The 13,315-nt window shown below is 61.5% G+C and carries 8 protein-coding genes and 1 other RNA gene; all 9 read left to right on the top strand.

All coding sequences use genetic code 11. From position 1 onward, the window contains the following. The 9 genes from smc (at position 1) to KVG91_RS05260 (ending at position 13,169) form a co-directional block, all read left to right on the top strand. Entirely contained in the window at positions 1–3,489 is a 3,489-nt protein-coding gene (gene smc, locus KVG91_RS05300; RefSeq protein ID WP_169377486.1) for a chromosome segregation protein SMC, read from the top strand. 259 nt (positions 3,490–3,748) lie between these two features. Continuing rightward, positions 3,749–4,612: a cell division protein ZipA gene (gene zipA, locus KVG91_RS05295; RefSeq protein ID WP_169377487.1), complete on the top strand. Its 864-nt coding sequence runs from the start codon at positions 3,749–3,751 to the stop codon at positions 4,610–4,612. Positions 4,613–4,697: 85 nt separating this feature from the next. Then, the gene (gene ligA, locus KVG91_RS05290; RefSeq protein ID WP_169377488.1) at positions 4,698–7,064 is read left to right on the top strand and encodes an NAD-dependent DNA ligase LigA; all 2,367 of its coding nucleotides are present in this window, start codon (positions 4,698–4,700) and stop codon (positions 7,062–7,064) included. Between the two features lie 227 nt (positions 7,065–7,291). Then, complete coding sequence (locus tag KVG91_RS05285) at positions 7,292–8,458, top strand: zinc-binding metallopeptidase family protein (protein ID WP_169377529.1); 1,167 nt, start codon at positions 7,292–7,294, stop codon at positions 8,456–8,458. 273 nt (positions 8,459–8,731) lie between these two features. Then, positions 8,732–8,828: signal recognition particle sRNA small type (gene ffs / locus KVG91_RS05280), an RNA gene on the top strand. Between the two features lie 127 nt (positions 8,829–8,955). Next, positions 8,956–9,381 carry a hypothetical protein gene (locus KVG91_RS05275; RefSeq protein ID WP_169377243.1) on the top strand — a complete coding sequence of 142 codons (426 nt, stop codon included), beginning with the start codon at positions 8,956–8,958 and terminating at the stop codon, positions 9,379–9,381. A 38-nt stretch (positions 9,382–9,419) separates the two neighbouring features. Beyond that, positions 9,420–11,372: an AAA family ATPase gene (locus tag KVG91_RS05270; protein ID WP_169377242.1), complete on the top strand. Its 1,953-nt coding sequence runs from the start codon at positions 9,420–9,422 to the stop codon at positions 11,370–11,372. A 158-nt stretch (positions 11,373–11,530) separates the two neighbouring features. Continuing rightward, positions 11,531–12,577 (top strand): N-acetylmuramidase family protein, encoded by a 1,047-nt coding sequence (locus KVG91_RS05265; RefSeq protein ID WP_169377241.1) that lies wholly within the window; start codon positions 11,531–11,533, stop codon positions 12,575–12,577. A 1-nt stretch (position 12,578) separates the two neighbouring features. Beyond that, a complete protein-coding gene (locus KVG91_RS05260; protein ID WP_169377240.1) occupies positions 12,579–13,169 on the top strand; it encodes a hypothetical protein in 591 nt (196 codons plus the stop codon). Positions 13,170–13,315: the final 146 nt, after the last annotated feature.

Genomic DNA, 13,315 nt, shown 5'->3' with positions numbered 1-13,315 from the left:
GTGCGGCTCAAGTGCATCAAACTGGCGGGGTTCAAATCCTTCGTCGACCCGACCACGGTGAACTTCCCCAGTAACATGGCGGCCGTGGTCGGGCCCAATGGTTGCGGCAAGTCGAATATCATCGACGCCGTCCGTTGGGTGATGGGCGAGAGCTCGGCAAAAAACCTGCGCGGCGAGTCGATGACCGACGTCATCTTCAACGGCTCCACCAGCCGCAAGCCGGTGAGCCAGGCCAGCATCGAATTGGTGTTCGACAACTCTGACGGCACCCTGGTCGGCGAATACGCCGCCTACGCGGAAATCTCCATTCGCCGCAAAGTCACGCGCGACAGCCAGAACAGTTACTTCCTCAACGGCACCAAGTGCCGGCGTCGCGACATCACCGACATTTTCCTCGGCACAGGCCTGGGCCCGCGCAGCTATTCGATCATCGAGCAGGGCATGATCTCCAAGCTGATCGAAGCCAAGCCCGAAGACCTGCGCAACTTTATCGAAGAAGCCGCCGGCATCTCCAAATACAAGGAGCGCCGTCGCGAGACCGAAAACCGCATCCGCCGCACCCACGAGAACCTCGCCCGCCTGACCGACCTGCGCGAAGAGCTGGAGCGCCAGTTGGAGCGCCTGCACCGCCAGGCCCAGGCCGCCGAGAAGTACCAGGAATACAAGGGCGAAGAACGTCAGCTCAAGGCGCAATTGTCGGCCCTGCGCTGGCAGGCGCTCAATGATCAGGTCGGCCAGCGCGAAGCGATCATCGGCACCCAGGAAATCAGCTTTGAAGCGCTGGTGGCCGAACAGCGCAACGCCGACGCCAGCATCGAGCGCTTGCGTGACGGGCACCACGATTTGTCAGAGCGCTTCAATCTGGTGCAGGGCCGGTTCTATTCGGTGGGCGGCGATATTGCCCGCGTGGAACAGAGCATCCAGCACGGCCAGCAGCGTCTGCGCCAGTTGCAGGATGACTTGAAGGAAGCCGAACGCGCGCGCCTGGAAACCGAATCGCACCTGGGCCATGATCGCACCTTGCTGCTGACCCTCGGCGAAGAGCTGGACATGCTCACCCCCGAGCAGGAAGTCACCAGCGCCGCCGCCGAAGAGGCCGCCGCCGCCCTGGAAGAAGCCGAAACTACCATGCACGCGTGGCAGGAACAGTGGGACACCTTCAACCTGCAATCCGCCGAGCCACGTCGCCAGGCGGAGGTACAGCAGTCGCGTATTCAGCAGTTGGAAACCAGCATGGAGCGCCTGGCCGAGCGCCAGCGCCGTCTGCAGGAAGAGCGCGTATTGCTCGCCGCCGACCCGGAAGACGCGGCGATCATGGCATTGAGCGAGCAACTGGCTGAAAGCGAAATGACGCTTGAAGAGCTGGAAGCCAGCGAAGACCAGCAAGTGGAGCGCCTGGAGCAACTGCGTCAGCACCTGCAACAGGCGACCCAGGCGCAGCAGCAGGCGCAGGGCGATTTGCAGCGGCTCAACGGTCGCCTGGCCTCCCTTGAAGCCTTGCAGCAAGCCGCGCTCGACCCCGGCACTGGCACGGCCGCATGGCTGCGCGATCAGCACCTGGCCGAGCGCCCGCGCCTGGCCGAAGGCTTGAAGGTGGAGGCAGGCTGGGAACTGGCGGTCGAAACCGTACTGGGCGCCGACCTGCAAGCGGTGCTGGTGGATGATTTCGGCGGCTTCGACCTGGCCGGTTTTGCCCAGGGCGACTTGCGTTTGCTCAGCCCCGCCGCCGATGGCGCGCGTGTGCCGGGCAGCCTGCTGGACAAGGTCGAGGCGGCGATTGACCTGGCGCCGTGGCTGGGCCAGGTCAAGCCGGTCGAGTCACTTGAGCAGGCCCTGGCCCTGCGCGGTCAACTGGGCGCCGGTGAGAGCCTGATCAGCCGCGACGGCTTCTGGGTCGGCCGCCACTTCCTGCGCGTTCGCCGTGCCAGTGAAGCCGAAAGCGGCGTATTGGCCCGTGGCCAGGAAATCGTCAACCTCAGCGCCGAACGTGAAGAGCGCGAGGCGACCCTCGACAGCCTGGAAACCGAACTGCAAACCCTGCGCGCCACCCAGCGCCAGCAAGAGACCGGCCGCGAACACCTGCGCCGCCTGTTGCAGGACGAAGCGCGCCAGCAAGGCGAATTGAAGGCTCAGCTCTCGGCGAGCAAAGCCAAGGCCGAACAACTGACCCTGCGCCGCACCCGTCTCGACGAAGAAGTCGCCGAAATGGGCGAGCAGCGTGCGCTGGAACACGAACAGATCGGCGAAGCGCGCCTGCAACTGCAGGAAGCCCTCGACAGCATGGCCCTCGACACCGAGCAACGCGAACTGCTGCTGGCCCAGCGCGACAGCCTGCGTGAACGCCTCGACCGCGTGCGCCAGGAGGCCCGCCAGCACAAGGATCATGCACACCAGCTCGCGGTGCGCCTCGGCTCCCTGCGCGCCCAACACAATTCCACGGCCCAGGCCCTTGAACGCCTGGAGATGCAATCCGAACGCCTCACCGAAAAACGCGAGCAACTGAGCCTCAACCTGGAAGAGGGCGAAGCGCCACTGGAAGAGTTGCGCCTCAAGCTCGAAGAGTTGCTCGACAAACGCATGACCGTCGACGAAGAACTCAAGACCGCGCAGATCGCCCTGGAAGACGCCGACCGTGAATTGCGTGACGCCGAAAAACGTCGGACCCAGGCCGAGCAGCAGTCCCAATTGATTCGCGGCCAGCTCGAGCAACAACGCATGGAATGGCAAGCCCTGACCGTGCGCCGCAAGACCCTGCAAGACCAGTTGCTGGAAGATGGCTACGACCTGCACGGCGTGCTCAATACCTTGACCGCCGAGGCCAACGAGAAAGACGCCGAAGAAGAACTCGAACGCATTGCCGCGCGTATCCAGCGACTTGGCGCGATCAACTTGGCGGCCATCGACGAATACCAGCAGCAGTCCGAACGCAAACGTTACCTGGATGCCCAGAACGCCGACCTGGTGGAGGCCCTGGACACCCTGGAAAACGTGATCCGCAAGATCGACAAGGAAACCCGCAACCGCTTCAAGGATACCTTTGATCAGATTAATGGCGGTTTACAGGCCTTATTCCCAAAAGTTTTCGGCGGTGGCAGCGCTTACTTGGAACTGACGGGCGAAGATCTACTCGATACAGGGGTGACGATCATGGCGCGGCCTCCGGGCAAGAAGAACAGCACCATCCATTTGTTGTCCGGCGGCGAAAAAGCCCTGACCGCATTGGCCCTGGTATTTGCCATCTTCAAGTTGAACCCGGCGCCGTTCTGCATGCTCGATGAAGTTGACGCACCGCTGGATGACGCTAACGTTGGGCGCTATGCGCGCCTGGTCAAGGAGATGTCCCAGACTGTGCAGTTCATCTATATCACCCACAACAAGATCGCCATGGAAATGGCTGATCAGTTGATGGGGGTCACGATGCATGAACCGGGCTGTTCGCGTTTGGTGGCGGTGGATGTGGAAGAAGCGATGGCGATGGTGGAGTCTTGAACCCTGCCCGCAGCGAATTTTCATAGCGCGCGGTAAGAGGCTTTACCGCTCTGGTGAAAGTGGCAAATGGACATATTTGTTCAAGGCATTTTGACAGACGGTGTAAAGTTATCTTTGGTCGTGCTAGTTTAATGTCAAATTTTCGTATGCGTGGGCAAAACGTCAGTCAGAACATAGAGTTGGCGCCACGTTTTAAAGCGGTTTGCACGGTGCTAAGCCCCTTATTTTTCAGCATTTTTTATTAGAGGCACGGGATTACATGGAAATCGGTCTGCGCGAGTGGCTGATCGTCATCGGCATTATTGTCATTGCCGGTATTCTTTTTGATGGCTGGCGCCGCATGCGCGGTGGCAAGGGCAAGCTCAAATTCCGTCTGGACCGCAACCTGTCCAACTTGCCCGACGACGACGGCAGCGCCGAGCTGCTGGGGCCGCCCCGTGTGCTGGATACCCATAAAGAACCGCAGTTGGACGAGCACGACCTGCCGTCGATGAGCGCGCCGCTGCGTGAAGCCCGCGAGCCGTCGTCCAAGCGTGGCAAGCGCGGCAGCGCCGCTGGCGCCGAGCCGCATCAGGGCGACTTGAACCTCGACGTCGACGAAGGCCCGAGCTTCAGCAGCCGCGACGATGATTTCCCGGATGAAAACGCCGGCAAGAACGCGCCGCGCCAGTCGGTCAACGATCAGCCTGCCGCCGAAGAAGTACTGGTGATCAGCGTGATCTGTCGCGACGCCGCCGGGTTCAAGGGCCCGGCGCTGTTGCAGAACATTCTGGAAAGCGGCCTGCGCTTTGGCGAGATGGACATCTTCCACCGCCACGAAAGCATGGCCGGTAATGGCGAAGTGCTGTTCTCGATGGCCAATGCGGTCAAGCCGGGCACCTTCGACCTGGACGATATCGACCTGTTCAGCACGCCGGCCGTGAGTTTCTTCCTGGGTCTGCCAGGCCCGCGTCATCCCAAGCAAGCATTCGACGTGATGGTGGCCGCAGCGCGCAAGCTGTCCCAGGAACTCAACGGCGAGCTCAAGGACGATCAGCGCAGCGTCCTGACCGCGCAAACCATCGAACACTACCGTCAGCGCATCGTCGAGTTCGAGCGTCGCGCCCTGACACAAAAACGCTGAGGATTGCGCCTCGGCGTTGTCGGATAGAATAAGCGCACTACCATTTGAGCAGCTTCGGCTGCTCTTTTGCTTTTGAGAGAACACCATGACCGCTGCCCACACCCGCATCCTCGAACTGCGCGCTGAACTGGATCAGCACAACTACCGTTACCACGTCCTCGACGAGCCGAGCATTCCGGACGCCGAGTACGACCGGCTGTTCCACGAGCTCAAGGCCCTGGAGGCCGAGCACCCGCAACTGGTCACACGGGATTCGCCGACGCAGCGGGTCGGCAGCGCGGCGTTGTCGGCGTTTACGCAAGTCAGGCACGAAATCCCCATGCTCAGCCTGGGCAACGCCTTTGATGAAACCACCATGCTCGAGTTTGATCGCCGGGTCACCGAAGGCCTCGATCTGCCGGTGGGCGATCTGTTTGGCACGGGCGCGGCGGTGGAATACAGCTGCGAACCGAAGCTGGACGGTCTGGCGGTCAGCCTGCTATATCAGGACGGCGAACTGGTGCGTGGCGCCACCCGCGGCGACGGTACCACCGGCGAAGACATCAGCGTCAACGTGCGCACCGTGCGCAACATCCCACTGAAGCTGCACGGCAGCGGCTGGCCGGCGACGCTCGAAGTGCGCGGCGAAGTGTTCATGTCCAAGGCCGGTTTCGAACGGCTCAACGCCTCGCAACTGGAAGTCGGCGGCAAGACCTTCGCCAACCCGCGCAACGCCGCCGCTGGCAGCCTGCGGCAGTTGGACTCGAAGATCACCGCCAGCCGCCCGCTGGAATTTTGCTGCTATGGCATCGGCCAAGTGACGGCGGATATCAGCGACACCCACATCGGCAACCTGAAGCAGTTGCAGCAGTGGGGCATGCCCATCAGTCATGAATTGAAGCTGGCCAAGGGCATTCAGGAGTGCCTGGACTACTACCGCGATATCGGCGAGCGGCGTAACAGCCTGGGCTATGAAATCGACGGCGTGGTGTTCAAGGTCAACAGCATTGCCTCGCAGCGCGAACTGGGCTTTCGTGCCCGCGAACCGCGCTGGGCTATTGCGCATAAATTCCCGGCCATGGAGGAGCTGACCGAGCTGCTCGACGTCGAATTCCAGGTCGGCCGCACCGGTGCCGTCACCCCGGTGGCGCGCCTCAAGCCGGTCAAGGTCGCGGGTGTGACGGTGTCCAACGCCACCTTGCACAACATGGACGAAGTCGCGCGCCTGGGCCTGATGATCGGCGACACGGTGATCATTCGTCGCGCCGGTGATGTGATCCCGCAAGTGGTCTCGGTGGTGCCCGAGCGCCGCCCGGAGAACGCCCGTGCGGTGCAGGTTCCCGAGTGTTGCCCGGTGTGCGGTTCCCATGTGGAACGCACGCAGCTGGTCAAGCGCAGCAAGGGCAAGGAAACGGTCAGCGAAGGCGCGGTGTACCGGTGCGTCGGCCGCCTGGCCTGTGGCGCCCAGCTCAAGCAGGCGATCATCCACTTTGTCTCGCGCCGCGCCATGGACATCGACGGCCTGGGCGACAAGACCATCGAGCAACTGGTGGATGAAAAACTGATCGGTTCGCCGGCCGATCTCTACAAACTCAAGTATGAGCAGATCATTGATCTGGAAGGCTTTGCCGATATCTCCAGCAAGAAGCTGATTACCGCCATCGAAAACAGCAAGACGCCGACCCTGGCGCGCTTTATCTATGCGCTGGGCATCCCCGATGTGGGCGAGGAGACCGCCAAGGTGCTGGCGCGCTCCCTGGCTTCCCTGGAGCGGGTGCAGAAGGCTTTGCCGGAAGTGCTGACCTACTTGCCGGACGTGGGCCTGGAAGTGGCGCACGAGATCCATAGTTTCTTTGAAGACAGCCATAACCAGGACGTGATCGGTGCGCTGCTGGCACCGGATGAATGCGGTCTGCAGTTGCAGGATCAGGGCGACCTGAGCGCCGAGTTTGCCGCCAGCACCACCTTGGGCGGTCTGCTCGATAAATTGCATGTGCCGAGCATCGGCCCGGGCGCTGCGCAGAAACTGGCGGACAAATTCGTCACCCTTGAAGGCGTGATAGCGGCCGACTGGCTGGACATGCGCCAGGCGCTGCCCGAGAAGCAAGCCAAGGCCGTACGCGAGTTCTTCGATAACGAAGGCAATGCCAATCGTGCACGGGCCATCGAGCAGCAACTCAAGGCCTTCGGCATGCACTGGCAGAGCGAGAAGAAGGTCGTCGAAGGCTTGCCCGAGGCGGGGCACACCTGGGTACTCACCGGCTCCCTGGAGCTGATGAGCCGCGACGTGGCCAAGGACAAGCTCGAAAGCCTGGGGGCCAAGGTGGCCGGGTCCGTCTCGGCGAAAACCCACTGTGTCGTTGCCGGGCCGGGTGCGGGTTCGAAACTGGCCAAGGCCAGCGAGTTGGGCGTGAAGGTGCTGGGCGAAGAGGCCTTCGTGGCGTTCCTGGCCAAGCACAATATCCCCATCTGATTATCCACATGTAGTGAGCGGGCTTGCCCCGCGCTGGGTGGCGAAGCCGCCCCAGAACCAGGCCGCCTGGTTTTACCTGACACACTGCGGCGTTCCGGTTGGGGCGGCTTCGCCACCCAGCGCGGGGCAAGCCCGCTCACTACAAGTGCTCGGTCCCTATGTGCGAAGCGTGGGAACGATCCTGTCAGGCAAATGATCTAGTCTCAGTCACCCAGGGAGAGATCGCCATGTTCCGCTACTTCGAGCAACTCAGTTCGCGCATCGCTGCACCTTTCGTAGCCGGCACGTCGCGCGACAGCAAGGTGTGGCAGTGCCGTTGCGGGCAGTCCCTGTTCTTTCGCAACAGCCAGTGCCTGGCCTGCCAGGCGTTGCTGGGTTACCTGCCGCAACAAAGCCGCCTGTCCTCCCTGCAGCCCGGCCCGGTCGAAGGCACTTGGCTGCAGGACGACAACCTCGACGCCGGCGCCTTCCGCCGCTGCGCCAACCTTGACACCCCGGCTGCCTGCAACTGGCTGATACCGGCCCACAGCACGGCACCGCTGTGCGCCGCCTGCAGCCTGAACCGCACCATTCCCGATCTGTCGATCGCGGAAAACCACGAACGCTGGCGTAAGGTCGAAACCGCCAAGCGCCGCCTGGTCGCGCAACTGATCAGCCTGGGCCTGCACGTGGTGCCCAAGAGCGTCGACGAGCATAACGGGCTGGCCTTTGACTTCGTCGGCATCGACCTGCAAGGCAACGCGCCCATGACTGGCCACGCCAATGGCCTGATCACCCTCGACATCAAGGAAGCCGACGACGCCCACCGCGAGAAGGTCCGCGCACAGATGCGCGAACCCTATCGCACCCTGCTCGGCCATTTCCGCCATGAAGTCGGCCACTACTACTGGGACCGCCTCATTGCCAATACCCACTGGCTCGAACCGTTTCGCAGCCTGTTCGGCGACGAACGCGCCAGCTACGCCGAGGCCCTCGACCAGTACTACCAGAACGGCCCACGCCCCGACTGGCAGCAAACCTGCGTCAGCGCCTACGCCACCATGCACCCCTGGGAGGACTGGGCCGAAACCTGGGCCCATTACCTGCACATGATGGACGCCGTCGACACCGCCCTGGGCTTCGGCATGAGCGCCCGCGCGATGGACCTGGACTACCCGCCATTCCCGCTGAGCACGCTCTATGACCCGGAGCACCCCGGCGGCGTCGCATTCCTTTCGTTCGTCAACGCCTGGATCGAACTGGCCGGCATGCTCAACGAACTGTCGCGCAGCATGGGCCAGCCGGACTTCTACCCCTTCGTGCTGCCACCGGCGGTCGTCGCCAAGCTGCACTTCATTCACCTGGTGATTCAGGAGGAGGGCGGCCGCGCGGATGAAGTGATACAAGCGCAGTGACCCGTACCCGGCGATCGACTGTAGTGAGCGGGCTTGCCCCGCGCTGGGTGGCGAAGCCGCCCCAGAACCAGGCGCCTGGTTTTATCTGACACACTGCGGCGTTCCGGTTGGGGCGGCTTCGCCACCCAGCGCGGGGCAAGCCCGCTCACTACAGAGCCTCAACAAGTGCTTGAGCCCCTTCATATTTTTTATCCGGCGCCAACGGTTGTAACTTCCGATGAGATCGGTACAATGGCCCCGCTTGCCGAGAGGCAGGCGTCGTTATGGTGACCCCATCGGTCCCCCCGCAACGATTACCCGTGAACCTGGTCAGAGCCGGAAGGCAGCAGCCACAGCGGGAACATTGTGTGCCGGGGTGTGGCTGGTGGGGTTGCCTCCATAACGCTCTTCCTTGCAACACCTCCTTCAAATTCAATTCAAAAAATGCTTTCACGCCATCTGCCATCGGGCGGTTCATGGCGGCATACTCCAGTGCCCGGCATTCGGAGACAGTACCCGTGGAAAAAGTGGACGACCTCACCCGCGAAAAGCTGCGCGAGTGGCAGATGCGGCGCCTGCAGATCAAGGACCGTATTCAATCGCACCCCGAGCAGACCCTGGAGTTGTCGAAGGTGCTGGACCTCATGGACGACGAGCATGCTGAGATCCTCAGCCAGGCTGAGATGATCCGTGCAGCTGACGTGAACGATGACCCCGTGCCAGGCGCAGAGCAGGCGGCGCCACCGCTTACGGGCGCCTGCACGCTGCAATTGAACGTGGCGGCGCAGAGTGTCGAAGACTTGCGCAGGCTGCTCGACATGGCCGTCTTCGAACTCCAGCAACAGATCAACGCAATGGTGCCTTTGGCCCAAGCGAGTCGCGGCGGTATGTCGGGCTCGCTGGGCGAATATCGATTCGAGCTGAACGGCCACGACAATGCCTGACTTTTGCGACGTACGTCGGCCCCTGGCTGCGAGGAACTATGCAACCGGAACACTTTGATTTAACCAGCCCCGTCTTCCTGCCCGTCACGGATGAAACCTGCACGGCCCTGCTCGGCGCGGACGGCGCCAAGGCCCTTGTCGGCCTGACAGACCCGGAACTGGCTGCAGTACTGGTCATCCAGAACCTGGCCCAGACCGCAGAAAAAGACCTGACTTGCGCGGGCGCCGAGCGCGTCCTGACCAAGCTGATCGATTGGGCGGTGGACGCTTCGCCATCAGGCGCTGCGACGTTGCTGTCCGAAGCCCGGCGGCTGTTTGATCCGCGCAAGTTGTACTTCGGTTTTAATGCACTCAAAAATGTGAACCTGCGCCTGCTGTCGGCTGAAGAAGTCGCGGCGCGGGATTACCTGCTGCCTACAGGCAAATGGGATATCGGCTACAAGGTCCGCCACCTGCGCAGCAATGACCCGTTCAGCCAGCAGATGGTTACGCCCCGGCACCGTGAACGCTGGCTAAGCCCGGCCCAGGACAAGCTGGTGCGCACCTTTCGCGCCAACCTCATCGAAGACCTGCATGTGCAAGGCTATGCCGGCATCGGCAAAAGCCACTTGCTCGGCGCCTTGATGGAGTGCCTGCGGCCTGAAAAGACCCTGGTACTGGCACGCACCGGGGCCAAACTGGCGACTCTTCGCGAGCGCATGGGCCTGCCCAAGGCCGGCTCGACGTTTGCCGCCTTCGCCAAGGCCCTGTTGCAGGGGCCGCGCCCCGTCACGCAGGGCGTCCCGCCCCGATTGCCCGGCAAACATGTAGTGGCGCAGACCCTGGATATCCACGGTTGGCGCGGTCACGATGGCCAGGCAACATTCGATGTCTGCCTCAAGGTGCTCGAACGCTATTGCCACTCCGGCCATCACGCGCTGTCGGCCCGGCACTTGCCGCATTTCAAACAGCCGTTATCCAGCGTGGATGCCCAGGCGCTGCTGGAGTATTCCAGCCGCGTGTGGACGTACCTCGACGCGAACCCGCATTGGGCCGCCCAGACCGGTTTCGCGGCATTGTGGCTGATCAAGCGCGCCAGCCTCGAAGGGTGCGTGGTGCCGCCCCGGTATACGCATGTATTGATCGATGAAAGCCAGGACATCCCGCCGTCGTTGTTGCAGATCATCGAGCGCGGCCGCCAGGTGCTGATTACCCTCGGCGATGAGTACCAACTGGCCAGTGGGACGATGGTCAGGCGAAAGCGCGAAGTCCGGCATACCGACATCAGTTATTCCGTGCGCTCGGGACGCAACGTCGAGCGCCTGGTCAACCCACTGATCAGCGTGCACTCGCAAAAGTGCAAGACCCCCTTCGAAGGCGCCCGGGATGCCGACGTCGGCATCGAACATTACCCCCAGGGTTTTGTGCCGCCGGAAGGCTGCGTGGTGCTGACCGCCTCGCATTGGGACACGATGAAATGGGCCATCCAGTTGCAGCGGGCCAACTGCCCGTTCGGTTTCGTCGACAACCCGGCGCAGCAGGATCTCGAACGCTTCATGACCAGCGTCATTGCGTTGTTCAAACCCGACTTCTACAGCAACGAGTACTTTGATACCGGCGCGCATGCCTATTTCAGCGACATGGACGACTGGCACCAGGTGCGCGAGGCCAGCCAGTTCGATGAGTCGTTCCTGTGGGTCGAGAGTGAGCTGGAGAAAGGCTTCAACGTTGCCGATATCACACGCTTGAACCGGCTGAGCGGTGCCCCCGGCAAGCGCTGTCTGCTGATGCAGGCGCAAGAGGCGGGCGGCATGGAATTCGATCGGGTGCTGCTCACGCCTGAGCTGCTGACCAACGTCAAGTTCAAGGACGCCTACGCGTTCGACCAGCGACTTTGCGCGGTGTACATCGCCATTTCCCGGGCCCGGGTGCAGCTTTACCTGCCGTACGATGTGGTCGAGTGGATTGATTTTCACAAGTATCAGAAAACCCGTGAATCCCACGGTTACTGATTTTTATTGATGTGGCTGTTTCACAACTTTCACCGGTCGTTCTGGACAACCTAAATCCACCTTGTTAGTTTCCGCCAGCCGCTTGTTTCAGAGTATGACAAGGGCGTCAGGTTGATATCGAAGTGCTATCACTTTATTAACTAACAAGGATGTCTGTGATGAAAAGCCTGCAAGGGTTGCCCCGTCTTATCAGTGCTTCGGTAGGCGCACCTGGGAAAGCCCGCAACTTGCCCGCCGATGTGCAGTGCATCCAGTATCTGTTCAATCTGATCATCCCCAAGCTGGGGTTTCCGCTGGCCGAAAACGGTAAATGCGATGGCCAGTTGGTGCAGTGCATCAGCCAGTACCAGTTCCGTCATCTTAAATATGCCCACCCCGATGGAGTGATTGACCCCACCGGCCGCACGTTCAACAGCCTGATTGAAGAGGCCGTGAAGGTGCCGGTAAAGGCTTTCCCAAACACGCGTATCCCAAGCTTTCTGAATACGTTCGGCAACAACTCGGGGGACGCCGTGCAGGCCACTGTCAATGTGTACCTGGACCGCATGCGCGCAATGATCGAGGCCGAGCGCCGCAATCGCCAATTGATGCTCCAGGCCACGTGCGATGGGGGCATGACCCTCAGCGAGACGGACTTTCAAAACGCTGCCACGCAGCTGGGTGGGGGAATTGCGGTGAATATCATCAAGGCCTTCGCCACCGTGGAATCCGGCGGCCGTTCGGGCTTCGGCCCGGCCAGGCTGCCGGTGATTGCGTTTGAAGGGCACGTGTTTCGCAAGTACACCAAGAACATCTACGACCAGGCGCACCCGCTGCTGTCTTACCCCTACAAGAAAAAGGCCGGGCCGCAGTGGCAAGTCAACAACAAGGACCAGATCAAGGCCTGGGAAACCATGGCTACTGCCTTTGCCTTGGACCAGGAAGCTGCGCTGATGTCGGCATCCTGGGGCATGTTCCAGGTCATGGGGTTCAACTACGGGTCATGCGGTTACAAGACGGTGTTCGAGTTGGTCGCGGCCTTGAAAGTGAATGCCGGCAGTCAACTAAAGGCATTCCTAGGCTTTTGCAGCAAGAGCCCGGCGCTGATGAAGGCCATGAAAGCCAAGGACTTCACTTCCATGGCGTTCAATTATAACGGCGAGGACTACGGCAACTATGACGTCCTTATGCAAAAAGCCTACGAGAAACTTGAAGGGAAAAAATGAAATGATGCGTTTTCTAGCGATGGGCGTGTTGTCGTTGTGCGCCGTAGCGCCTGCCTTTGCCGGTTCGCCCGCGCTGCATTCAGGCAAGTACGAAGGGCTGATGCTGGCGGTGACACCGCAGCGCCAGGTCGAAGGCTACTACTCGCAAACCATGGGCGAGGGCGTGACGCGCGGTTGCACGTTCTACCTGCAAGGCAAGCCCGCCGCGTTGACCACGTGGCAGGACGAAACCTACCCCGGCAGCGTGGCACCTTCGTCGGACGGCGTGACCCTGACGGTGGAGCAGGGTCGTCAACACCCCGGTTGCCTCAATGTGCTGATGCCGGAGATCGCCACGGGCCTGGACCTGACCCAGACGGCCAGCAAGCAGTGGATCGGCTTGGTGAAAGTCTCCGCCGATAAGGCTTACCTGCTGAAGAACCCAAGTGCCAAGGCTGGCAAGCGTCCATATATCGTCAAGAATGACGTTGTCGGTGTGCTGGCTTTCAAGGACGGCTGGGCGCAGGTTGAGTTTATCAATGCTGAGGACCGTTCGTTTACCGGCTGGATCAGCCAGGATCAGTACGGCCGTTTGGTGGTGCCCGGAAGCTGATCTTAATAGCGGTTGCTGCTGTGGCGGCCTTTGGGCCGGCCGGGTTGTTGTTGTTGTTGTTGTTGACGGTGTACATATCCGTTATTTGGGTAACGGCGGCTGGCGGTTCCGCTCTTACAGCGGGTCACTTTTTGAAGGACCAAAAA

The organism is Pseudomonas azadiae (assembly GCF_019145355.1).
Taxonomy (GTDB): Bacteria; Pseudomonadota; Gammaproteobacteria; order Pseudomonadales; family Pseudomonadaceae; genus Aquipseudomonas; species Aquipseudomonas azadiae.
This window is presented reverse-complemented; position numbering and strand designations above follow the sequence as displayed.

What these genes read in the sequence shown, in the direction of transcription:
- zipA (WP_169377487.1), top strand. Translation starts at nt 3,749, where the DNA reads ATGGAAATCGGTCTGCGCGAGTGGCTGATCGTCATCGGCATTATTGTC.
- ligA (WP_169377488.1), top strand. Translation starts at nt 4,698, where the DNA reads ATGACCGCTGCCCACACCCGCATCCTCGAACTGCGCGCTGAACTGGAT.
- KVG91_RS05285 (WP_169377529.1), top strand. Translation starts at nt 7,292, where the DNA reads ATGTTCCGCTACTTCGAGCAACTCAGTTCGCGCATCGCTGCACCTTTC.
- KVG91_RS05270 (WP_169377242.1), top strand. Translation starts at nt 9,420, where the DNA reads ATGCAACCGGAACACTTTGATTTAACCAGCCCCGTCTTCCTGCCCGTC.
- KVG91_RS05265 (WP_169377241.1), top strand. Translation starts at nt 11,531, where the DNA reads ATGAAAAGCCTGCAAGGGTTGCCCCGTCTTATCAGTGCTTCGGTAGGC.
- KVG91_RS05260 (WP_169377240.1), top strand. Translation starts at nt 12,579, where the DNA reads ATGATGCGTTTTCTAGCGATGGGCGTGTTGTCGTTGTGCGCCGTAGCG.